This is a genomic window from Thermoanaerobacter sp. RKWS2, from assembly GCF_026240795.1.
Classification (GTDB): domain Bacteria; phylum Bacillota; class Thermoanaerobacteria; order Thermoanaerobacterales; family Thermoanaerobacteraceae; genus Thermoanaerobacter; species Thermoanaerobacter ethanolicus.
Map to the genome: position 1 here is coordinate 373,938 of NZ_CP110888.1, position 24,317 is coordinate 398,254.

Below are 24,317 nucleotides of genomic sequence, written 5' to 3' on the forward strand. Positions count from 1 at the left end.
TATGTTAAAAGCGGTTCATTTTGGAGCAGGGAATATAGGCAGAGGATTTATAGGATATTTGTTGTATAAGTCTGGATATGAAATAACTTTTGTTGATATATCAAAAGAATTAGTAGAAAGCATAAATAATTATAAAAGATATAATGTGATTATTTTAAAAGATAATGTGGAAAAGGAAGAAGTAAAAAACATCAAAGCTATTCATATCGAAGATGAAGAAAATCTATCCAAGGTTATTGTAGATGCAGATATAATTACGACTTCAGTAGGAGCTAATAATCTTAAGAGCATAGGGGAAAAATTAAGAAATTATTTAAAGATAAGAAAAGCTAACATTGATAAACCTTTGAATATAATGGCATGTGAAAATGCACTGTTTGCAACAAATATACTAAAAAATAGTATATTGGAAAAAGGGGATAAAGATTTTATTGATTACGTAAATCAAAAAATTGGTTTTCCTAATACGGCTGTGGACAGGATAGTACCGAATGTAGATATAAAGAAAGAACTGCCAATAGATGTAGCAGTTGAAGATTTTTATGAATGGGATATTGACAAAAAAGCAATTATTGGGGATTTAAATATCAAAGGGGTGGAACTTGTCGCTGACCTTGAACCTTATATAGAGAGAAAATTATTTTTATTAAATGGAGCCCATGCTACCACTGCATATTTAGGATATTTAAAAGGGTATAAATATATACATGAAGCGATTGAAGATGGTTTTATAAGAAATATAGTCTATAAAATGCAAGAGGAAGCTTCTAGCGCGCTTTCTAAGAAACATAATATAAAAATTGATAATTTAAGAGAATATTCAAATAAAGTAATAAAAAGGTTCAAAAACTCCTATTTAAAAGACGAAGTTGTAAGAGTGGGAAGAGAGCCTACAAGGAAATTGTCTGGAAATGACCGGTTAATGATGCCTGCCAAACTTTGTTATGAAATTGGAATTACGCCTGAATTTATACTATATGGTATAGCTGCAGGGTTTTTGTTTGATTATAAGGAAGACCCTCAAGCTTGTAAAATTCAAGATGACATTAAAAATTTCGGCTTAGAAAAAACAATAAGCAAAATTACAGGTTTAGAAGAAAATAGTGGTTTATTGCAGGAAATTGTAAAAAAATATAAAGAATTGAAAGAAGCTTTTGGAAAAAGATGATATAGATTGGATTCTATATTATCTCAGACTGTAGACAAACTTTCGGAAAGGAGATATTTTGCAATCGGTGCGACTTGTGACAAAGCGTTAACAAAACTTAGCAAGACCGAGGGTGGAGGCAGGGCCGAAGCCAAGGAGGGCGGAGGCGGGCACCTGAGACAGGATGTCGAATGTGCCCGGAACCCTGCCGGAACCCGAAGGTCGAGCTTAGTTTTGTCGCTTTGGAACACTGGAGCTACGATGCAAAATATCTCCTTTAAAAAATTTTTGACTTTAGATGATATAGATTGAATTCTATATCATCTTTTTCTAATGTAAGATTATTATAATAAATTTAAAAATGTTTACAATACTAAGTAAACGTATAAAAGAAAAAGCAAATGGGAGTAAAATTGGAAATAAACATGTGATATTGCCCTAAATCGCTGTTGAAGGTCAAAAAAGTCTTTTATATAATTATATTAAGACTTGTCTGACATCTGATGTATGATGTACTTTACACAAAATTAATAATAGTTTAACTTATATTTAACACTCCGCTGGTATACTTAAAATGTCTAAAATTTTTCCTGTAATTTTTATGGAGGTGATCGTTGAAAATCTATTTGTTTTCTAAGAAAAATACGAGTAAAAGGAGGATGTAAATGTTTAGGTCAAGGTCAAGGATACTTGCAATATTTGTTGCAGCAATAATGGTATTTAGTATGTTTTTCTCTGCGGTACCGCAGATAGCCTTTGCTGCAACGTCAAAAACATTTGACTTTATAGAAGTCACCGATTTTCACGGTTATTTACAAAACGATGGTAAATTAAGTGATGGGACAATTTATAAGCAGCAAATAGCAGGTGTTTTGGCAAAACAAATTAAAGACATAAAAGCTCAAAATCCTGACAGAACTGTAATTTTATCTGGCGGAGATATGTTCCAAGGAACGCCGCTTTCCAACGTCTTAAAAGGACAGCCAGTTATTGACATGATGAAAAACATTGGCTTTGACGCAATAACTCTTGGGAATCACGAATATGACTGGGGTATTAATTCAGTAATTGATACGCAAAATGCTACACTTAAAGATTCAGCAATTCCCGTTCTTGCAGCAAATGTGTATGATAAAACAACTGGGAAGCCTGTGAGTTATGTAAAGCCCTATGTAATTATTGAAAGAGATGGAGTAAAAATCGGCATAATTGGCATCGTAGACAATAAAGAATTCCCAAATATAATAATGCCTGCATATATACAAAATGTTGAATTTAAAGATCCTGTTCCAATTGTAAATGACTTAGCGCAGCAGTTAAGACAACAAGGTGTGCAAATTGTTGTTGTACTGGCACATATGGGTGCATATCAAGATAAGTCAGGTAATGCAACAGGCAATCTTATAGACTTTGCAAAACAAGTTAAAGGTGTAGATGCTATATTTGGTGGACATACACATTCAATTGTCACTACAAGAGTAAATGGAATTCCTGTAGGGGTTGCTTACTATTATGGCAGAGGATTCATCGATTTAAAGATAACATTAAATGATGATGGCACAGTTACAACAGGCGATATGCAATACATTGATATTACAGGTTTGTATTCTACACAAAATCCTGTAGTGGATCCTGAAGTACAAGCCATTGTCGATAAAGCTGTTCAAGATGTAGGACCAATATTTAACGAAGTGATAGGTCAAGCTGCAATAGATTTGACAAGGACTCAAAGTGCTGAGCCTTATGGAGATTCTCTCTTAGGCAATTGGGCAGCACAAGTGACAAAGTATGCAGTTGGAGCAGATTTTGGATTTGCCAATAATGGTGGGCTTAGGATAGATATTCCAAAAGGCGATATAACTGTTGGAATGATGTATCAGCTGATGCCTTTTGACAACACAATAGTTACAATGAAAATGACAGGTGCGCAAGTAAAAACTATCCTTGAACAGGCTGTTCAAGATGGAGGAAAAGGCATACAAGTTGCAGGACTTTCCTTTAAATATGATCCAAGTAAACCTACCATGAATAGAGTATTTGACATGAGAAAGTCCGACGGAACTCCAATACTCATGGATAAAACTTATCTTGTTGCGACAAACAACTTTATGGGCACTGGCGGAGATGGCTTTAAAGGTTTTACAGACCCTGATGTTGCAAAAACTTATGTTGATACATATAAGCTTGTAAGAGATGCATTCATAGATGCAGTTAAAGCTCAAAAGACAGTTACTTCGAAAATAGATAATAGAATTGCACCGGCTAAAATGAGCGATGCGACAATAACAGTAGTTGCTACGTCAGATATACATGGCAATATATACCCATGGGACTACAATACTGCAAAATCAGCTAACCAAGGTCTTGCAAAGGTATCTACTTATGTAAAACAGGTAAGAGCGCAATATCCTTATGTGGTATTAGTAGACAATGGAGACACAATACAAGGAACACCACTTTCTTACTATTATGACAAGATAGATACCACTACAGAACATCCATTAGCAAAAGTAATGGGAGCAATGAAATATGACACCTGGACATTGGGCAACCATGAATACAATTATGGGCTTGACGTTTTAAACAGGATTATAAATGATATGAGAAATGAAGGCATACATGTACTTTCAGCAAATACTTACAAAGGTGACGGAACAAACTTTGTTGACCCTTACTATATTAAGACATTTGATACGCCACAAGGACCTGTAAAAGTGGGTATATTAGGCCTTACGACTAAAACTATACCATCATGGGAAGACAAAGACCACTATGCAGGATTACACTTCAATGACCTTGTAGAGGAAGCAAATAAGTGGGTACCCAAATTAAGAGAAGCAGGAGCAGATATAATAGTTGCTACAATTCACTCTGGTGAAGAATCACCGACAGATGTAATACCTGAAAATCAAGTTAAAGCCGTTGCAACTCAAGTAAATGGTATTGATGCAATAGTTGCAGGACATACACATGCTATTATATCACAGCACACATATAAGAACCCGGCAGGCGAAACAGTTATAGTGACAGAACCTGGTAAATGGGGACAATATGTATCACAGATAAACTTTAATATAAGCAAAAATGCTGATGGAAAATGGGTAATAGATAGCAAATGGAGTGCAACTATAAAAATGGATGATTCTGTACAAGCAGATTCAGATATTTTAAACCTTGCACAACCATATCAAGATGCAACACTTAAATATATAGGAACAAAAATCGGTGTTGCAACAGGTGACTTCTTAGGTACTGAACAGACAGTAAAAGAGACAGCTATAATGGACCTCATCAATAAAGTTCAAAAATATTATGCAAAAACTGATCTATCAATTGCTGCACCACTTAGCAGTTCAGCGAAGATATTGAAAGGCGATATAACAATTCAAGACATCATGGGTGTATATGTATATGAAAATTACTTGTATGGAATAAAGATGACTGGGAAACAGTTAAAAGACTGGTTGGAATGGTCAGCAAGGTATTACAAACAAGTCTCCTCGCCAAATGATCCTATAACAAAAGATCCTACTTTGAATATACCTGATTACAATCTTGACCAATTGTACGGTGCAAGCTATGTAATAGATTTAACACAACCTGCAGGACATAGAATTAAGAATCTCAAAGTCAATGGCAAACTTGTAAAAGATGACGATGTATTCACAGTAGCAATAAACAACTACAGATTCAACGGCGGCGGTGGATTTATGCAAGCTGCTGGAATAACAAATCCAGAAATTGTATTTGATTCCGCAAAAGCTTATGGCGACGACGGACAGGTAAGGAATTTGATGATCAGATATATTCAAGAGCATGGTACAATTACACCAACCGTCGAGAATTACTGGTATGTATCAACTACTCCTGTGGCAGAAGAAACACCATCACCAGTAACACAACTAACACCTGCTCCAACTCCGCAACCACAACCTGCACCACAACCTGTATACAACTATGGCATTGTAACTGCATCAGCGCTTAATGTGAGGGCAGGCGCAAGCACTTCAAGCAAAATTATAGGAGTACTTCCTGCCGGAAAAGTTGTGACATTGCTTGAAGAAGTCAACGGCTGGTACAAGATTGACTACAATGGCGAGACAGGATACATCTACGGCAAATACGTTGCTGCAACGCCAAATCCGTCAAATGTAACTGTTTTGAAAGCTGTAAAAGTCACTGCTAAGAGCGGATTAAATGTAAGAGTAGGGAATTCTATAAATGCAAAGAAGATAGGAGCAGTACCATATGGTACAGAACTAAAAGTAGTTGGAGAATATAATGGATGGTATCAGATACAGTATAATGGCGGATTTGGATATGTATACGCAAAATATACAAAATAAGAGGTAAAGAAGAGAAAAGCTGTGGGAAACCGCAGCTTTTCTCTTTTGCAAAAACTGTTGGAGAGAAGAAAATATGTGATAAAATATATAGGTAAGTGGATTATATACAGGAGATTTACAGCGAAAGGATGAAATAAGTTTGAAAATAGGCGATGTAGTTTTAAAAAATAACGTATTTTTATCTCCTATGGCAGGGGTTACAGATAAGCCTTTTAGATTGATTTGCCAAGAAATGGGTTGTGGCCTTGCATACACAGAAATGGTTAGTGCCAAAGGCCTTTATTATGGCAGTGAAAATACAAAAGTGTTGACAGATATTGATGAGGAAGAGAAGGTGGCTCTTCAAATATTTGGTTCTGATCCAGATATTATGGGGGAGATAGCAAGAAGGCTAAATGATAGCAAAGCTTTAATTCTCGATATAAACATGGGATGTCCTACCCCTAAAATAGTTAAAAATGGTGATGGAGCGGCACTTATGCTGAAACCAGAATTAGCAGAAAAAGTAATGGAATCTGTTGTGAAAGCATCAAATAAACCTGTGACAGTTAAAATAAGAAAAGGGTGGGATGATAATCACGTAAATGCTGTGGAAATAGCACAAATTGCTGAAAAGGTTGGCGTTAAAGCAGTAGCAGTACATGGAAGGACGAGAGAACAATTTTATTCTGGAAAAGCTGACTGGAGTATAATAAAAAAAGTCAAAGAAAGTGTAAAAATACCTGTTATAGGTAATGGCGATATATTTACACCAGAAGATGCAAAAAGAATGTTGGAGGAAACGGGATGCGATGCAATTTTAATAGGACGAGGGGCGCAGGGTAATCCCTGGATATTTAAAAGAACTGTACATTTTTTAAATACCGGAGAATTACTTCCCGAGCCGACAATACAAGAAAAAATAGAAGTGATTATCAGGCATTTGGAAATGATGATAGAATACAAAGGTGAACGTACAGGTATTCTTGAAATGAGAAAACATATTGCTTGGTATTTAAAGGGATTATATGGCAGCGCCAAACTCAGGGAAGCAGTATTTAAAATGGAAAAATATGAGCAAATAAAAGAGTTTTTATTAAATATAGCAAAGACCTATGCAGATTGAAGACTAACTTTTTATTGTATTAAAAGTCTCCTGCTTATATCCTTAAGTGCATTTTAAGTATCTAAGTATGCCTAAGGCTTGTTTTGAGCAGAGGGGACACACTAAGATACTTCGAAATGCACTTTGCGCAAAAAAGAGGAAGCTTATTAAAAAACTTGTCTACAGCCTGAGTCCTGCAGCGATTTTAGCAGGACTTTTAAAAGATAAGTGACAAAATGTAAAAGAGATGCTATTATAAATTGAGGAGTATTTTATTTACATTGAGGTGGTAACGTTGTCAATTGAATATATTGTAGCACTTTGCGGTATAGGATTTGCAGCTGCTTTTATTGATTCTATAGCGGGTGGAGGCGGTATAATAAGCCTTCCAGGGCTTTTAGTACTTGGAGTACCTCCAGCTTTTGCGCTTGGAACTAACAAATTTGCTGCTTCTTGTGCTTCTTTTACTAGTTCTTTAACTTTTATAAAGTATAGAGTGTATGATGGAGATTTGTTAAAATACTTAGTATTTGGGACTTTATTAGGTGCAATTCTTGGAGTCAAAACTGTACTTTTGTTAGATAGCTCGCAATTAAGGATAATTATAATTATTCTAATGATGTTTGTTGCAATATATACCTTGTTTGTTAAAAATATAGGCAATGAAAACAAATTTGAAGGCGTTAATAAAAAGACTATTGCAATAGGCCTTATAATTTCTATAATTCTTGGCTTTTATGATGGCTTTTTTGGACCGGGAACAGGTTCATTTTACATTTTTTTATTCTTAACACTTTTGAATTATGATTTTAAAATAAGTGCAGGAAATGGGAAAATACTGAATTTTGTAAGCAATATAACTTCACTAATTATGTTTGCGTTACATGGTAAGATATTGTATTCTATTGCAATTCCCATGGCGTTAGCAATGATACTGGGGGCAAGATTGGGGACAAAGCTGGCTATAAAAAATGGAGCTCGGCTTATAAGGCCTATATTGATTTCTGTCACTTTGTTGTATGCAGTGAAAATGATTTTTGATATAACAAATCATTAAAGTAAGACATGCACAAATAAAAGGGATTAACCACATATATGTATCATGGAGATGATGCATATATGTGGGAGGAAAATAGAACAAAAAAATATAAAGGAATTGACATTATAGAATTCTATCAAAAAGAGGCAATTAAAAGGAAAAACACAATACCCAAAAAAACTTTTTATAATAGATTTTTGAAAATTGGAGACCACATAATGATATCAAAACCCTATGAGGAAAAGTTTGAAGAGAAAAGATATAAAATCAGCCTTTATGAACTGTTAAAAAACGTATATTATGAAGAAGCATTTGGGATAAACATCTCTTCCAAAAGAAAAAAGAAGTCTATCGCAACAATATCTCTTTTGAAAATTTTACTATAGGCGATATTGTTTTAGCCACAAGCCCGGGATTTCACATACAAGGTGCTATTAGACATGCTGCTATATTCGATAGCAGAAGATATCATGGGAGCGTTGATGATGAATGCTTACTCACTGCAGAACCAAATAAAGGAGTAATATACGAGTCTATTCGATTTTATCATGAAAACTTTGGAGAAGCATGGGGACTTTATGTGCCCAATACCACTTTACAACAAAGAATTGCAGTTGTCGATGAAATAGCAAAACATATAGGAGAGAGATATTATTGGAGTGCTCATAAAAGCAACTCAAAAGTTTGGTATTGTTCATTGATTCCTTGGAGAGGATATTATAAAATTACAGGTATTGATATTGACTATAATGACGGATATTGGGTTTTACCTATTGACATTTTTATGAGTGAATATACTGAAGTTTTTGAGTATTCAAGGGGATAGTATGTACTATCCCTCAGTTTGTTGACAAAGTTAAAAAATTTTCAAAGGAGATATTTTGCATCGTCGCTCCGATGTTCCAAAGCGACAAAACTAAAGCTCGACCTTCAGGCTGTTGTAAGATGTCTGATAATTTGAAAACAAAAGAAAATCAAAAGTCATATTGACTTTTGTAAATGTTATATTATATAATAATTCCGTAAACACGTGTTTATAAGATTGTGTTATAAAGATTCTTAATAACATATTGCTTTTAAAAATAATAGCATAATATAGTGTTAAAAAATATGGCACTTCTTTGCATGGTAAGATTTAAAAAAGTACAGGCGTAATACCGAGATATGACTTGAAAAATAGAGAACAGAATAAAATAATTTTTTGTAGCAGGTGAGGGCTTCTTTTGTTGAAATATAAGGAAATTTGTATTATAATTAGAGAAACACGAATTTATAATTATCTCTTAATAAGGAGTAAGGTGCATGAATAGCAAGGATATTGCAAGGATTGCAGGTGTTTCACGTAGTACAGTTTCAAGAGTAATAAATAATTATCCGAATGTTCCGCCTGAGACTAAAGAAAAGGTCTTAAAAGTTATCAGGGAATATAATTATGTTCCTCACGCTTCAGCAAGGATGCTTAGAGGAAAAAGTTCAAAAACTATTGGATTGGTGATAGTTGATTTAAAGAAAAATAGTGATATTCATAAGGTGTATGATAATGTTTACTTTGGGCCTTTTACGACGGCGGTTATTGATTTTGCGAATCAATTAGGCTATAACGTGCTTGTGATAACTGTTTACAAAACAAGAGATTACAAGAAAGTAAGAGAAGTCTTTTATAACAAGACTATAAACGGTGCGATTTTTATTGGAGTAAAAAATGATGATCCAGATATAAAAAATTTAATTGAGGCTGGATTGAAGACTGCTGTAATCGACCAGGAAATTAGGGAAGATGAAGATGACGCTTTTAACAAAAGCATTATAGTGAACATGGATAATGTAAATGGTGCGTATGAAGCGACAAAATATCTAATCAATTTAGGGCATACGGAAATTGCTCATATAACAGGTGATATGGAAAAACTTTCTGGATTTGCAAGATTAGAAGGATATAAAAAAGCATTGAAAGAAGCGGGTATTCCTTTTAAAAGCAGCTTAGTTGTAAAAGGCGATTTTGTTGAAGAAAGTGGTTATAAAGCTGCATATAAATTATTTAAAAAGGCAAAGCCCACAGCGATTTTTGCTTCAAACGACCAGATGGCTATAGGAGCTATGCAGGCTTTAGAAGAGATGGGATATAAAGTGCCTGAAGATGTTTCTATAATCGGATTTGATGATATTACAATATCTCGTTATTTAAAACCTGCTTTGACGACCATGAGTGCATCTTTATTGCAAATGGCGGAATTGGCGGTAGAAAATTTGATTAAGTCTATTGAAGAAGAAATAGCTATTACAGCTAAATTTGTTGTTCCTGTAAAACTTGTAGAAAGAGAATCCTGTAAAAGAATTGAAATGCAAAGAGAAAAAATAAATGATAAATATGCACTAACTATGAAATAAAGGCGTTACGCCTTTATTTATGAATATTTGTGAACACGTGTTAAGTAATAATAAGAAAAATTATTTTAAAGTCTAAAAGTTTATTACTTTTTCGTTTGTGATAATGTTTGCTTTTGGTGATTTAATTAGTTTTACCATTTCACAAAAAATGGTAATCAATGGTGGATTCAAAACAAGATTTAATTTAAGGTACTTAATAAGTTTGTAACTCAAATATAATCTAAAAATAATCTAATATTAACTTAAAAATAAACATTAATTGGTCTTAGTATACGTTTTATTAGGAATAATAAATTCGAGAAACGAAAAATTTCAAGTTTCTATTGACATTACATGACGATTACATTATAATTACAAATAAAGTTATAAAAATGTTTAAAATAAACAGAGTAACTGTGTAATAAAATATTTAACAAAGTAACAAATCTCTATGATAGTATGGTGATAGTAAAATGGGAAAGGTAACTTTACAAGACATAGCTGAAGTAGTAGGTGTGTCAAAAAATACTGTATCTAAGGCTTTAAGAGGTTTGGATGGAGTAAGTGACGAAGTGAGGAAGAAGATTTTAAGTACAGCAACAAAAATGGGTTATCAGATTAAAAATTCTCACAAGATGCTGAATGTTGCTGTATTATGCAGAGAAGATTTTCTTGTTGAGTCAACATTTTGGGCGAATGTATTATTAGGTATTCAAAATGCTGCAAGAAGCAATAATATAGCTTTAAGTGTTACAGCTGTGGATATCGAAGGTGAAGAAAACCTGGATATTCCTTCAACTATAAATAAGGATTTAACGAATGGTATAGTTATAGTTGGAACTTTAAATAATAAATTTATTAAAAAGATCAAGGATTTAGAAATTCCGCTTGTTATAGTCGACCATTATAGTGAAGAAATAAACAGTGACTATATCAATTCGGCGAATGAAAAAGGGATTTATGATGCAATAAATTACTTAATTCAAAATGGGCATAAAAAAATAGGATTTATTGGTAATAACGAATGGTCATATAGTTTTAAAAAACGTTATCAAGCGTATATTATGTATATGGAAGAATTTAAGATACAAATCGACGACAAATTTGTGTGGCTTGATATAAATTTAAAAGGGCCAAATTTTTTAGAAGACATGGATTATTTTAAAAAGAAAATAAATGTAAATGATACTAATTTTCCAACCGCTTGGATATGTGCCAATGATAAAATTGCATTGGCATTTATGAGGTCTTTGTCTGAATTAAATATAAAAGTTCCTGAAGACGTTTCTATGATTGGTTTTGATAATATTGAGATGGGAGCGATTTCTTATCCTCCTTTAACTACTATAAATGTTCCTAAACAACAATTAGGCGTAAAAGCTATTCAACAACTTGTATATCGAATAAATAATCCAGAGAAAATATATGAGGATATTAGGTTAAACACAAATCTAATTGTTCGTGGTTCGGTAAAAAAAATTACGTAAAAAATTTTTAAAGTGAATAATAACGTGTTCATTAAAAACTTTATTTCTTTTGAAAATATTAGAACATAGTTTTTGTAGTGTTAAATAGTGATATGCGTGATATTAGAATGTAAAATATTAAAGAATCCATCAAATAATAAACACGTTTTTATAAATTTAATACAAAACCAATTTTACGATAGCCTAAAACAAGAGGCTGAGAGGCCTTTTGTTTTAAAAAATTCAAAGAAAGGGGGAATATGAGGAGTAAAATAAAATTTTTTAAAATAAAAGGAAACAACAAACCAAAAAGGGGGATTTTTAGGATGAGAAGGCTGTTAAGTCTATTATTAGTGTTAATGCTAATAATGGGCGCGTTAGCAGGCTGTGGACAAAAGAGTCAAGAAACAAGCGATAAATCGAACCAGCAAAATGCAAATACACAGCAAGTTGCACAGGAGACGACATATCAAAGAAATGAAACAGTATATTTTGGAGGCGGATTGTGGGGGCCACCCAGCAACTGGAATCCGCTAACACCATGGAACGCTGTAACGGGTACAGTGGGATTGATTTATGAAACATTATTCAACTATGACCCACTTAAAAACGAATTCATACCATGGTTAGCAGAGAAAGGTGAATGGACCTCTGATAATACTTATCAAATCACTTTAAGAGATGGGCTCACATGGCAAGATGGAAAACCTTTAACATCAGAGGACGTAAAATTTACATTTGAAATAGCAAAGCAATATTCAGAGATTTATTATAGCCCGATGTGGCAATGGTTGCAATCTATAGAGACACCGGACAACAAAACAGTAATATTTAAGTTCTCAACTGTAAACTATCATGAATGGGCATATAACTTGTATCAGATACCAATAATTCCAAAGCACATTTGGGCAGACAAATCTAAGGATGATATATTAAATGGTGCAAACGAGAAGGCCATAGGTTCAGGACCCTATTTATTTGACACTTATAGCAATGATCGTATGGTCTACAAGAGGAATGACAACTGGTGGGGCATAAAAGCAATGAATATGACACCAGCGCCTAAGAGGATAGTTTATTTAATGGTACAGAGTAACAACGTTGCATTGGGAATGTTAATGAAAGGTGAATTAGATTTAAGTAACTTTTTCCTTCCAGGTATACCAACTTTGAAAACTAACTATGGTGTAACGACTTTTTATGACAATCCACCATATATGATTCCAGATAATACTGTGTTTATGTTTATCAATACCACTAAATCTCCATTAAACAATGTTGAATTAAGGCGAGCAATGGCATATGCAATCAATCCTAAGGTAATAGCAGAAAAAGTATATGAAAACCAAGTAGAACCAGCAAATCCATTAGGATTTGTACCGGCTAAGGCTTGGGAAGAATATTATGATAAAAATGTAGTTGATCAATATGGATATACCTATGATCCAGAAAAAGCGAAATCTATTTTGGATGCAGCAGGATTTAAATTAGGAAGTGATGGAGTAAGGACATCACCTGATGGAAAAAAATTTAAGTTAGAGATTAGTGTACCATATGGTTGGACAGATTGGATGGAAGCAGCTAAGATAGTTGCAGATCAATTAAAGGCAGTAGGAATTGATGCGGAAGCTAAATTTCCAGATTATAGTAAATATTATGAGGATTTAACGAAAGGAACATTTGATTTATCATTTAATAACTTTGGCAGCCAAGTCACGTCAACTCCATGGACTTTGTATAATTGGCTATTTAACAAAGTTCAAGAAAACGGTCCTCAGAATAACGGAAACTTTGGACGTTTTGATGTGCCAGGATTACAAGATTTAATAGCAAAATTCAACCAAACGAAGTTAGGAAGTCCAGAAGCTAAGCAAGCAGCTGCACAACTTGAAGAGATTTTCTTAAAGAATATGCCAGCTATACCACTTTGGTACAATGGACTTTGGTTCCAAGCATCAAATGCAGCATGGGAGAATTGGCCAACAGAACATGACCCATATGCGTATCCAGTTACTTGGGGTGGCAGATGGCAGACAGGTGGTACGATGATGTTGATGAAGATAAAACCGAAAGCTTCGCAATAATAAATGGGGGTATATAAATGTTACGTTATCTAATAAAGAAGTTGTACATTTACATTTTGACTTTCTTTTTTGCAGTAACAATTGACTGGTTAATCCCCAGGTTTATGCCTGGGGACCCCATTCTTGTATTAGTTTCAAGATTTTCGGGGTTACCAGAGTCAGCAAAAGTAATGTATGGGTATCTAATCAAAGCTTTTGGCTTAGATCTACCTTTATGGAAGCAATACCTTAACTTTTGGATAGCATTGTTTAAAGGTGATTTAGGAATTAGCATTTATATGTATCCTAAACCGGTTCTAGATGTTATAGCACAAGCTATACCTTACACATTAGTAGTGTTATTGCCATCAATTTTACTAAGTTGGATAGTAGGGAACTATATAGGAGCAGTAGCAGCGAGACACAGAAGCTTAGATTCCAGAATGTTGCCAATTTTTTATATCCTTACATCTATACCATACATGTGGTTAGGAATACTATTAGCATGGGCATTAGGTGTTGTTCTTGGGATTTTCCCTATTGCAGGAGCTTATAGTTTTAGTATGAGACCCAATTGGTCATGGCAATTTGTAGTAGACTTTTTAAGACATTGGATATTACCTTTCTTATCTCTATTTATAGTACAAATTGGTGGTTGGGCAATAGGCATGAGAAATCTAATTATATATGAACTTGAAGCCAATTATTCAAGGTATTTAGAAGCGTTAGGAGCATCAGAAGGGCTTATTAGGAGATATGCTTTTAAAAATGCTATACTTCCACAGATTACAGGTTTAGCCTTGCAATTAGGTACAATCGTAGCGGGATCTATAGCAACAGAAGTAGTATTTTCTTATCCAGGAATGGGATATATGTTATTGCAAGGTATATTAAATCAGGATTATTTTTTGGTACAAGGAGTCTTCTTGTTTATAATCATAGGGGTATTACTTGCGAATTTCTTAGTTGATATACTATACATGATTGTTGATCCAAGAATTAGACTAGGACTTGGAGGAGAAAATGTATGAAAGAGTTTATATATTTTGCGTTTAAAAACACGAAATTTAAGATAGGCTTGACAATATTACTATTTTTTCTGATATTGGCTATAATTGGACCTTATATTTCTCCTTATAAAGACCCATTAGAATATGTAAGCATGAGCAATCTTCCTCCAAGCAGAGAAAACTGGTTAGGGACAACAACCTTTGGGCAAGATGTCTTTACCCAGTTTGTGTACGGACTAAGGTCGACATTTTTTATTGGATTATTTGGAGGAGGACTTGCCACAATAATAGGGCTTTTAATTGGTTTTATAGCAGGATACAAAGGCGGATTATTAGATGACATTTTAATGATGTTGACGAACATATTAATAGTAATACCTACATTAGCTTTACTCATAATCATAGCAGCCTATTTACCCTATAGAGGAATAGGGATACAAAGCGTGATAATAGGTTTGACGGCATGGCCATGGACAGCAAGAGCTGTACGTGCCCAAACTCTTTCGTTAAAATCAAGAGAATTTGTAAATTTAGCCAAAATAACAGCATTGAGACCATTAAAAATAGTTTTAGAAGAAATAGCGCCAAACATGATGTCCTACGTAGTAATGGTATTCATATTGCAGTTTGCAGGAGCAATATTAGCAGCAGTAGGATTGGATTTTATAGGATTGGGACCAACAAGGGGAATTTCATTAGGCTTAATGATGCAGTACTCAGTATTATGGAACGCAATTCAATTGGGAATGTGGTGGTGGTTTGTTCCTCCAGGGTTGGCAATCACAATGATAGTAAGTTCCTTGTATTTTCTCAATATAGGCCTTGATGAGATATTTAACCCAAGGCTGAGGGAGGAGTGACCAATTTGATACAAATAGAAAGATTACGAATTTATTACAAAACATTGCATGGTGATGCCAAAGCATTAGATGATGTAACTTTTACAATAAATGACAAAGAAATATTGGGTATAGCTGGAGAATCAGGCTGTGGCAAATCAACCCTGGGTAATTCATTGATACTTTTAAAGCCGCCAATGAAATATGTATCAGGAGAGGTAAAGATTAACGGAGAAAAATTGCCAATAGACAATAATACTGAAATGAGGAGGTATCGCTATAAAAAAATTTCTCTTATTCCCCAATATGCTATGGATGCTTTAAATCCCACCCGCAAAATAGGGGGGATAATAAGGGACTTAGTGGGACAACACAAAATAAAATATGAGGAAATAGAAAAAAGGCTACATGAGCGTTTAAACATGGTAAAACTTTCAAAAGACGTTCTTAATATGTATCCCTTTGAACTATCAGGTGGGATGAAACAGAGACTAGTATTAGTAATATCAACTTTATTAAATCCAGACCTTTTAATAGCAGACGAAGTCACATCAGCCCTTGATGTATCTTCTCAGAAAGCAGTCTCACTGATGTTTAAAGAGTTTAGAGATAGGGAGATAGTAAACTCAATAATATTTATTACCCATGATATAGCAGTCTTATATCAAATAGCGGATAGGATAGTTATAATGTATGCAGGGAAAGTGGCGGAAATTGGTCCGACAGAAGAAATAATAGCGAATCCTTTGCATCCCTATACAAAAGCTCTGATTAAATCATTGCCTAATGCAGGAATACGTCATACAAAAGAAAAATTAGAGGGTATCCCTGGTCATCCTCCTAATCTCATAAATCCTCCAGCAGGATGCCGATTTAAAGATAGATGCCCATTTGCAGATGAAAGTTGTTTAGAAGAGCCACCACTTAAAGAAATCAATAAAGGCCGCTTTGTGGCTTGTTGGAAGGTGAAAGACTTATGATCAAAGCCAAAAATCTTACAAAGATTTTCAATTCGGGGTTTTTATTTAGCAAAAATACAATAACAGCAGTAGATGATGTAAACTTTGAAATAGGCAAAGGAGAGATTTTAGCTTTAGTAGGTGAAAGTGGCAGTGGAAAGTCTACAATAGGTAAAATGATGTTAAAATTGCTAAAACCAAGTGGTGGCCAAATTTTACTTGAGGATAAGGATATTTGGAACTTATCAAACAATAAAGAGTTTTACTCACGAGTACAAGGAATTTTTCAAGACCCTTTTTCCTCTTTTAACCCAATATTTAAAGTAAATAGAGTATTTAAATTAGTAAGACAATCCTTTAAAAAGAAGTGCCTGCATCAGAATGGAATGATAGAGTAGAAAATGTATTAAAGAAAGTGGGACTGAATGCTGGAGATGTGTTAAACAAGTATATACACCAATTGAGTGGAGGACAGCTTCAAAGATTATTAATAGCAAGAGCGTTACTGATGGATGTAGAGGTATTAGTAGCAGATGAAATTACCAGTATGTTAGATGCTTCAACTCGTGTAGATGTTTTAGAAGCATTGCTTAGTTTAAAAGAAATAGGAGCTGCTATAATGTTTATTACCCATGACCTTTCGCAGGCGTATTATATAAGCGATAAGATAGTGGTTTTATATAGAGGGTCAGTTGTAGAGATGGGCTCAATAGAAAAAGTTTTTTCTAATCCCAGACATCCTTATACACAGATGCTATTAGACTCAATACCACAATTAGATAGAAAATGGGAAACTGACAGAATTGATATTGAAGATTCGGACAAAAAGCAGGCTATATGGAAAGAGGGACTATGTAAGTATATAGATAGATGCCCTATAGCAGATACAAGTTGCTTTAAACCTACACTTAAATTAGTAGAGGAAGACCATTATGTTGCTTGTGTAAAACTTTGATTAAAAATAGAAATTAAATTACAGTAAAAATGGTAAGGCAAGAAAATTTAAAAAAGGTGATTTAATTATGGAAAAACGTATTTCTTTAAATGGAGTATGGCATTTTAGAGAGTCAAATGCTAGCGAGTGGTATGAAGGAGAAGTTCCAGGATGTGTTCAGCTAGATTTAATAAGACTAGGGAAAATAGAAGATCCTTATTATCGAATGAATGAGATAAAATTTCACAAATTAGAAGAAAAAGAATGGGTATACAAAAAAGAATTTGATTTTAATGCAAAAGACAAAAATGAATATGACGCAATAAAATTAGTTTTTGAAGGAATAGATACTTTTGCTGATATATACTTAAATGGGATACATTTAGGAAAAGTACAAAATATGTTTATACCTTATGAATTTGATATTAAAGACATAGTAAAAGATGGAAATAATGTATTGGAAGTGCACTTTGATTCCATAACAAAAACTATAAAAGCTATGGAACAAACAAGTCCTGTGAAACTTGAATGGTCAGGAGAAAGTGGTAGGCCTTATGTAAGGAAAGCTCAATATTCTTATGGTTGGGATTGGGGACCAAGGATAGTTCAAGTTGGTTTATGGAGAGGTGCATACTTGTCTTTAGTAAAATATGCAGAGATTAAAAATCCATATTTCTATACAGAAAAAATTGAGCAAAACAAAGCTTATGTAGTAATAAGTGCAGAGATAGAAGGGTATATAGTGCAAGATTTTGAAGCTGAAATAGAGATAATACATAACGACATTTCATATGGGAAAAAGCGAGTAAAAGTTCAAAAGAACAGAATAAAAACCACAATGCTTATAGAAAATCCTAAATTGTGGTATCCAAATGGAATTGGAGAACAGCCACTTTACGATATAAGAATAAGACTTTTAGCGGGTGAAGAAATAATAGATGAAAAAAGCTTTAGAAGCGGAATAAGAACTGTGAAGTTGGTAAGAGAAAAGGATGAGGAAGGAGAAACTTTTATCTTTGAAATTAATGGAATAAAAGTTTTTGCAAAGGGAGCCAATTGGATACCAGCTGACAACCTATTACCTAGATTAACCAAGGAAGATTATTATGAATATATAAGACTTGCAAAAGATGCAAATATGAACATGTTACGAATATGGGGAGGAGGGATATATGAAGATCCAGCATTTTATGATGCCTGTGATGAAATGGGTATAATGGTATGGCAGGATTTTACGTACGCCTGTGCGGAGTACCCTGACCAATTTGAATGGTTTCAAAAATTAGCAAAAGAAGAAGCCGAGAAAGTCATATTAAGTCTTAGAAATCATCCTTCCATTGTATTGTGGTGTGGGAATAATGAAAACAATTGGGGATTTCATTCATGGTGGGATAATGGAGATCCAAAATATTTGGGCAATTACATTTATAAAGAAATATTACCTAAAGTGTGTGCAAAATTAGATCCGTCAAGGCCTTATTGGGTATCAAGTCCTTATGGAGGAGAAGATCCGAATAGTGAAACTGAAGGCGATAGGCATCAGTGGAATGTGTGGAGTGGATGGGTAGACTATGAAGAGTACACAAAAGATAAGGGCAGATTTCTTAGTGAATTTGGATTCCAATCAATGCCAGATTGGAAAACAGTACTTTCTTACACATCTCCTGAAGATAGGACAATACTGAGTCCAGTTATGATTTCTCACAACAAAATGGTTGAAGGAATGGAAAGATTAGTAAGGTTTATGGTAGGACACTTAGGATTTCCTAAAGACCTTAAAAGCTTTGTTTACTTAAGTCAATTTAACCAAGCAGAGGCTATAAAAACAGGAGTAGAACATTGGAGGTCAAGAAAATTTAAGACAGCAGGGACACTGTACTGGCAGCTTAACGACTGTTGGCCTGTAGCGAGTTGGTCTTCATTAGATTATTACAAGAGGAAAAAAGCATTGTATTACTATTCAAAGAGATTTTATGCAGAAATTTTACCGCATATAAAGGAAGAAGGCGACGGTATAACAATTTATGGAATAAGCGATTTGTTAGAGGATAAAGAGGCAAAAGTAGTTATAAAAGTTTTCAAATTAGATGGTAAGAAAATTGCAGAAAAACAATTAGAGACTAGATTGATAGCAAATGATGTCACAAAAATAGCCCATTACAAATTTGACGAATTAAATATTGGATACAGTGTAAAAGAAATGCCTATAGCAATACCTGGTTGTACACTGCCAGTAGAGCAAAATAAAGAATTACTCGAGAGTGTAGTATACGTAGAAATAATTGCTGATGATAAGACTTATGAAAACTATAAAGTGTTTGATAAGTTCAGGGATTTAGATGTAGTAAAGCCAAAGATTAATTATGAAATAAAAGAAGATAAAATAATCTTGACAACAGATGTTCCAGCTTTTGGAGTGTTCATAGAAACTGAGAATGATATAGATTTATCTGACAATTGTTTAAATATGATGCCAGGGAAAGAATATGAAGTAAGTTTTTCAAATAAGCCAAAAGGGATTAAGGCTTTTGATATTACTCAATTGATAGCAGATATATAAAATAAAGCTACAACAAATATCATCAAAGAATAGGAGTGGTTTCATTGATAAAATTTCCAAAAGACTTTGTTTGGGGTGTAGCTACCTCATCATACCAAATAGAAGGAGCGGTAAATGAAGACGGAAGGACCCCTTCCATATGGGACACATTTTCAAAAACAGAAGGGAAGACCTATAAAGGCCATACAGGAGATGTAGCCTGTGACCATTACCACCGCTATAAAGAAGATGTAGAGATATTAAAAGAAATAGGAGTAAAAGCTTACAGATTTTCAATTGCATGGCCAAGAATTTTCCCTGAGGAAGGGAAATACAATCCAAAAGGGATGGACTTTTACAAGAAGTTAATAGATGAATTACAGAAAAGAGATATAGTACCAGCTGCAACAATTTATCACTGGGATTTACCCCAATGGGCTTATGACAAAGGAGGAGGCTGGCTAAATAGGGAAAGTATAAAATGGTATGTAGAATACGCCACAAAGCTATTTGAAGAATTAGGCGATGCGATACCCCTATGGATAACTCATAATGAGCCATGGTGTTCCTCAATATTAAGCTATGGCATAGGAGAACATGCGCCTGGGCACAAAAACTACAGAGAGGCGCTAATAGCAGCTCATCATATACTACTTTCCCATGGAGAAGCAGTAAAAGCCTTCAGAGAAATGAATATAAAAGGGAGTAAAATTGGTATAACACTAAACTTAACCCCTGCATATCCTGCCAGTGAAAAAGAAGAAGACAAATTAGCAGCCCAATATGCTGACGGATTTTCTAACAGATGGTTTTTAGATCCAATATTCAAAGGCAATTATCCAGAGGATATGGTGGAATTATATAGTAAAATAATTGGAGAATTTGACTTTATAAAAGAAGGAGATTTAGAGACTATAAGTGTTCCGATAGATTTTCTTGGAGTCAATTATTATACAAGAAGTATTGTAAAATATGATGAAGATTCCATGCTAAAGGCAGAGAATGTGCCGGGGCCAGGTAAGAGGACGGAGATGGGATGGGAGATAAGCCCAGAGTCTTTGTATGACCTTTTAAAAAGGCTAGATAGAGAATATACAAAACTGCCTATGTATATCACAGAGAATGGAGCAGCATTTAAAGATGAAGTGACAGAGGATGGACGAGTACACGACGATGAAAGAATAGAATACATTAAAGAGCACTTAAAAGCAGCAGCAAAATTTATAGGAGAAGGAGGTAACTTAAAAGGATATTTCGTATGGTCGCTGATGGACAATTTTGAATGGGCCCATGGATATTCAAAAAGATTTGGGATAGTTTATGTGGATTATGAGACGCAAAAGAGAATATTAAAAGACAGTGCATTGTGGTATAAAGAGGTAATACAGAAAAATTCTATTGAGTAGTAAATGATAAAAAGCAAGAAGAGGCTGTTAAAAATTTGATTGTCAAACAGCCTCTTCTTCTTTATTTACCTCTTCTTTAATGAAACGAGTCCCATTATTAAAAGCGAGACGAGAACTATACTTCCACCGGGGGATAAGTTTAAGTAAAAGGATAGAAATATTCCTGAAAAAACTGATATAAAGGAAAAGAGTATTGCATAAAATATTGTCTGTTTAAAGCTTTTGGCGATTCTTAAACTTGCGGCAGCCGGTATTACCATTAGGGCTGAGACTAAAAGCGCACCTACAATTCTCATGGCGAGGGCAACAGTTAAAGCTACTAGTATTGTAAAGAAGAAATTGATATAGCTTACGGGTATCCCTGAAATTTTTGCGGCTTCTTCATCGAAGGTGATGTACAATAACTCTTTGTACAGCAACATAATTGACGCCACTACAACGATACCGAGAGTTGAAATCAAAAGGACGTCAGTGTTTGTTACAGACACAATACTTCCAAACAGATAATTCATTATGTTGGCTGCGCCGCCACGAGATAAGCTCAAAAGAATTATGGCAATTGCCATTCCTGCAGACATTACTATGGCTATTGATATTTCTGAATACCTGAAATATGCCTTCCTCAGTCTTTCTATTCCAAAAGAAGCTAAAAGTACTACAATTATGGAACCTAATGTAGGATTTATTCCAAGTAAAATACCTGCTGCCACTCCTGCTAAAGCAACGTGAGAAAGGGTGTCTCCTATTTGTGAAAGCCGTCTTAGGACAAGAAAACTACCTGTTAAAGGTGCAATTATTGAAATAATGCTTCCGGCTATAAATGCTCTTCTCATAAATTCATAGGAAAAAATATCAATCATTTTTAACACTCCCATTGTGATGATGTTTTGTTATTTTTACTGGATATCCATATACTTCAGCTAATTCTCCTGCTGTAAGGTCGACGGCTTCACATTTTTCATTTATTTTACCTTCACTCATGCATATTATCCTTGATACTTTATCAGTAATTGCCCAAACGTCATGGGTTACCATTACTATAGTTATACCTTTTTCTTTATTTAATTTTTCAAGGATAGCGTATAAAGCTTTTTCAGACTTCGCATCAATTCCCGTTGTAGGCTCATCCAAAAAAAGTATTTCTGGTTTTACAACTAAAGAGCGAGCTATGAAGACCCTTTGTAGTTGTCCCCCTGATAGCCTTCCTATTAAACTATGCTTATAATCGAACATGTTTACAATTCTTAAAGCTTCATATACTTCTTCCCAATCTTTTTTAGAAAGTCTTTTAAATATTCCTTTCTTTGCGTATAATCCCATTGATACTACTTCTTCTACACTGGCAGGAAAAGAGGCATTAAAGGAATAAGACTTTTGGGGTACATAACTTATAAAAGACCTATTTTTTATATTTTGCAGCTTTACTCCATCGTACAAAACTTCACCAGAAGTGGGAATGAGATTTCCTACCATAATGTTGACTAAAGTGCTTTTTCCGGACCCATTAGGTCCGATGATTGCAACAAATTCTCCTTTATTTATTTTTAAAGAAATATTATTTAATATTTTTTTAGTATCATAAGCAAAGCTGACATTCTTAAGTTCAACCAAGTTCATTTTCACCTACTCCAATCCTTTTTTTAAGTTTTCAAGGTTTTGTTTCATTAAAGAGATGTAATCTTCTTTTTTCTTTATATCTTCTTTAGTAAGCCCTTCGATTGTGCTAAGAGGCAAAACTTGTACTCCTGTCTCTTTTGCTATAGTCTGTATAGGCTTTGGAGAAGTCAAGGGTTCTGTGAAAATGTATTTTATATTTTTACTTTTTATAAGATTTATAATTTCTGTCATTCTAGCAGGGCTTACCTCTGCTTCTTCATCTGAACCTACTAATGCTTCTTGCTTTAAGCCATAGTCTCTTGCTAAATAATCAAAAGCGCGGTGGTATACAATAAAGGTTTTGTGCTTTGTCTGTGAAAGAGTCTCAGTGTACTCTTTATCAAGAGTTTCTAATGTAGTTTTTAAATTTTGATAGTTTTTTTCAAAATAATCTTTATCATTCGGAAAGGTCTTTTGCAAGGCTTCATTTATGTTTTTAGCCATTATCAAGGTCTCTTTAGGAGAAAGCCATATGTGGGGATTTGTCTCGTTGCCTTCGACAATTGGAGTTATGCCTTTTGATACTTCATAAAATGTTACATTTGGAGCATTGGTTTTTATTTTGTCAATCCAAGAGTCCATTCCCAAACCTAAGTAAAGGATAGTTTTTGCCTTTGTCATTTCTGCCACGTCTTTTGTGGCAGGTTCCCAATCGTGGGGTTCGATTCCTGGCGGTATTATAGTTCTTACTGTTATTTTGTCACCACCAATTTTTGATGCAAGGTCATAAATTGGGTAAAAAGATGCATATACTACAGGTTTTGAAGATTCTACTGTTTTTGTGCCACAAGAGGTTATACCTAAAATTAAAGTCATGATAAGCAGTATAGCGATTAATGTTTTTTTCATAAATATTACCTCCTATAGTTAGTTTTTATTGCTCCTGCAATCTTTGCAATAACCAACGATTTCTATTTTGTGGTCTACAATTTCAAAGTCTTTTATCTGGTTTATCCAAAGTTCGAGAGGGCATATGTCTAGTTCAAAGATTTTGCCGCATTTTAAACATCTCATGCTATGACTGTGTATTTCTTTTCGCATTACATACATAATATTATTGCCAATTGTCGTTTCATTTAAAATATTTATATCTTTCAAAAGGCTCAAATTGCGATAAACTGTGTCAATACTTACTTGAGGAAAGACTTCTTTTACTTTTTCATAGATTTGTCTCACAGAAAGATACCCCTGCTGATTTAACATGATATCCAGTATTAATTCCCTTTGAGGAGTTAATTTGTAATTGTGCTCTTTTAATTTTTTTATTGCCTCTTGCTTATGCATTTTAATCACAACCCTTTATTAAATAAGAAATATTTCTTAATTAAGATGATATTACAATTTAGCAAAAAAGTCAATAGGAAATTTGCATAAATTTAAATTAAATGTTAACTTTTACATATACTATTGAAATTTCAGAAAATGTTTTCTATAATAAAAAGATAAGGTAAAATTTATTTGG

Annotated in this window: 16 protein-coding genes and 2 pseudogenes; 14 read left to right on the forward strand and 4 right to left on the reverse strand. The window is 34.0% G+C overall.

The window, feature by feature from the left end; translation table 11 throughout:
- Window position 1: 1 nt before the first annotated feature.
- The 14 genes and pseudogenes from OEI98_RS01815 to OEI98_RS01890 all read left to right on the forward strand — a co-directional run bounded on the left by OEI98_RS01815 (window position 2) and on the right by OEI98_RS01890 (window position 21,199).
- On the forward strand, window positions 2-1,168 hold the full coding sequence (locus OEI98_RS01815; RefSeq protein ID WP_266039217.1) for a mannitol-1-phosphate 5-dehydrogenase: 1,167 nt from the start codon (window positions 2-4) through the stop codon (window positions 1,166-1,168).
- A 644-nt stretch (window positions 1,169-1,812) separates the two neighbouring features.
- The gene (locus OEI98_RS01820) at window positions 1,813-5,493 is read left to right on the forward strand and encodes a 5'-nucleotidase C-terminal domain-containing protein (protein ID WP_266039218.1); all 3,681 of its coding nucleotides are present in this window, start codon (window positions 1,813-1,815) and stop codon (window positions 5,491-5,493) included.
- Between the two features lie 139 nt (window positions 5,494-5,632).
- A complete protein-coding gene (gene dusB, locus OEI98_RS01825) occupies window positions 5,633-6,598 on the forward strand; it encodes a tRNA dihydrouridine synthase DusB (protein WP_004399761.1) in 966 nt (321 codons plus the stop codon).
- A 274-nt stretch (window positions 6,599-6,872) separates the two neighbouring features.
- Window positions 6,873-7,634, forward strand: a complete 762-nt coding sequence (locus tag OEI98_RS01830) for a TSUP family transporter (RefSeq protein ID WP_003869880.1) — start codon at window positions 6,873-6,875, stop codon at window positions 7,632-7,634.
- Window positions 7,635-7,672: 38 nt separating this feature from the next.
- A pseudogene (locus tag OEI98_RS14935) lies at window positions 7,673-8,442 on the forward strand (hypothetical protein).
- Between the two features lie 476 nt (window positions 8,443-8,918).
- Window positions 8,919-10,004, forward strand: coding sequence for a LacI family DNA-binding transcriptional regulator (locus OEI98_RS01845; protein ID WP_004399772.1), 1,086 nt, complete (start codon window positions 8,919-8,921; stop codon window positions 10,002-10,004).
- Window positions 10,005-10,456: 452 nt separating this feature from the next.
- On the forward strand, window positions 10,457-11,470 hold the full coding sequence (locus OEI98_RS01850) for a LacI family DNA-binding transcriptional regulator (protein WP_019907304.1): 1,014 nt from the start codon (window positions 10,457-10,459) through the stop codon (window positions 11,468-11,470).
- A gap of 305 nt (window positions 11,471-11,775) precedes the next feature.
- Entirely contained in the window at window positions 11,776-13,533 is a 1,758-nt protein-coding gene (locus tag OEI98_RS01855; RefSeq protein WP_029688468.1) for an ABC transporter substrate-binding protein, read from the forward strand.
- Between the two features lie 17 nt (window positions 13,534-13,550).
- Window positions 13,551-14,543, forward strand: a complete 993-nt coding sequence (locus tag OEI98_RS01860) for an ABC transporter permease (RefSeq protein WP_004399774.1) — start codon at window positions 13,551-13,553, stop codon at window positions 14,541-14,543.
- Window positions 14,540-15,382 carry an ABC transporter permease gene (locus OEI98_RS01865; protein WP_019907306.1) on the forward strand — a complete coding sequence of 281 codons (843 nt, stop codon included), beginning with the start codon at window positions 14,540-14,542 and terminating at the stop codon, window positions 15,380-15,382. The genes OEI98_RS01860 and OEI98_RS01865 overlap by 4 nt, the downstream gene beginning before the upstream one ends.
- A gap of 5 nt (window positions 15,383-15,387) precedes the next feature.
- Window positions 15,388-16,341, forward strand: a complete 954-nt coding sequence (locus OEI98_RS01870) for an ABC transporter ATP-binding protein (protein ID WP_019907307.1) — start codon at window positions 15,388-15,390, stop codon at window positions 16,339-16,341.
- Window positions 16,338-17,275 (forward strand): annotated as a pseudogene (locus OEI98_RS14940) (ABC transporter ATP-binding protein). Before OEI98_RS01870 ends, OEI98_RS14940 begins: the two are co-directional and overlap by 4 nt.
- A gap of 67 nt (window positions 17,276-17,342) precedes the next feature.
- Window positions 17,343-19,814 carry a beta-mannosidase gene (locus OEI98_RS01885; protein ID WP_266039241.1) on the forward strand — a complete coding sequence of 824 codons (2,472 nt, stop codon included), beginning with the start codon at window positions 17,343-17,345 and terminating at the stop codon, window positions 19,812-19,814.
- Between the two features lie 44 nt (window positions 19,815-19,858).
- Window positions 19,859-21,199: a GH1 family beta-glucosidase gene (locus tag OEI98_RS01890; RefSeq protein WP_266039244.1), complete on the forward strand. Its 1,341-nt coding sequence runs from the start codon at window positions 19,859-19,861 to the stop codon at window positions 21,197-21,199.
- Window positions 21,200-21,264: 65 nt separating this feature from the next.
- Here the strand turns inward: OEI98_RS01890 and OEI98_RS01895 are convergent, their stop codons facing one another.
- From OEI98_RS01895 to OEI98_RS01910, 4 genes are read right to left on the reverse strand one after another with little or no spacing between them, the layout of a single operon-like run.
- The gene (locus OEI98_RS01895) at window positions 21,265-22,059 is read right to left on the reverse strand and encodes a metal ABC transporter permease (RefSeq protein WP_004399780.1); all 795 of its coding nucleotides are present in this window, start codon (window positions 22,057-22,059) and stop codon (window positions 21,265-21,267) included.
- The gene (locus OEI98_RS01900) at window positions 22,052-22,816 is read right to left on the reverse strand and encodes a metal ABC transporter ATP-binding protein (protein ID WP_004399781.1); all 765 of its coding nucleotides are present in this window, start codon (window positions 22,814-22,816) and stop codon (window positions 22,052-22,054) included. Before OEI98_RS01900 ends, OEI98_RS01895 begins: the two co-directional genes overlap by 8 nt.
- Before the next feature lie 6 nt (window positions 22,817-22,822).
- On the reverse strand, window positions 22,823-23,704 hold the full coding sequence (locus OEI98_RS01905; protein WP_004399782.1) for a metal ABC transporter substrate-binding protein: 882 nt from the start codon (window positions 23,702-23,704) through the stop codon (window positions 22,823-22,825).
- Between the two features lie 18 nt (window positions 23,705-23,722).
- The gene (locus OEI98_RS01910; RefSeq protein WP_266039249.1) at window positions 23,723-24,139 is read right to left on the reverse strand and encodes a Fur family transcriptional regulator; all 417 of its coding nucleotides are present in this window, start codon (window positions 24,137-24,139) and stop codon (window positions 23,723-23,725) included.
- Window positions 24,140-24,317: the final 178 nt, after the last annotated feature.

Excerpts from the sequence above, each read along its gene's own strand:
- OEI98_RS01815 (WP_266039217.1), top strand. The coding sequence starts at position 2 with ATGTTAAAAGCGGTTCATTTTGGAGCAGGGAATATAGGCAGAGGATTT.
- OEI98_RS01820 (WP_266039218.1), top strand. The coding sequence starts at position 1,813 with ATGTTTAGGTCAAGGTCAAGGATACTTGCAATATTTGTTGCAGCAATA.
- OEI98_RS01845 (WP_004399772.1), top strand. The coding sequence starts at position 8,919 with ATGAATAGCAAGGATATTGCAAGGATTGCAGGTGTTTCACGTAGTACA.
- OEI98_RS01850 (WP_019907304.1), top strand. The coding sequence starts at position 10,457 with ATGGGAAAGGTAACTTTACAAGACATAGCTGAAGTAGTAGGTGTGTCA.
- OEI98_RS01855 (WP_029688468.1), top strand. The coding sequence starts at position 11,776 with ATGAGAAGGCTGTTAAGTCTATTATTAGTGTTAATGCTAATAATGGGC.
- OEI98_RS01860 (WP_004399774.1), top strand. The coding sequence starts at position 13,551 with ATGTTACGTTATCTAATAAAGAAGTTGTACATTTACATTTTGACTTTC.
- OEI98_RS01865 (WP_019907306.1), top strand. The coding sequence starts at position 14,540 with ATGAAAGAGTTTATATATTTTGCGTTTAAAAACACGAAATTTAAGATA.
- OEI98_RS01885 (WP_266039241.1), top strand. The coding sequence starts at position 17,343 with ATGGAAAAACGTATTTCTTTAAATGGAGTATGGCATTTTAGAGAGTCA.
- OEI98_RS01895 (WP_004399780.1), bottom strand. The coding sequence starts at position 22,059 with ATGATTGATATTTTTTCCTATGAATTTATGAGAAGAGCATTTATAGCC.
- OEI98_RS01900 (WP_004399781.1), bottom strand. The coding sequence starts at position 22,816 with ATGAACTTGGTTGAACTTAAGAATGTCAGCTTTGCTTATGATACTAAA.
- OEI98_RS01905 (WP_004399782.1), bottom strand. The coding sequence starts at position 23,704 with ATGAAAAAAACATTAATCGCTATACTGCTTATCATGACTTTAATTTTA.
- OEI98_RS01910 (WP_266039249.1), bottom strand. The coding sequence starts at position 24,139 with ATGCATAAGCAAGAGGCAATAAAAAAATTAAAAGAGCACAATTACAAA.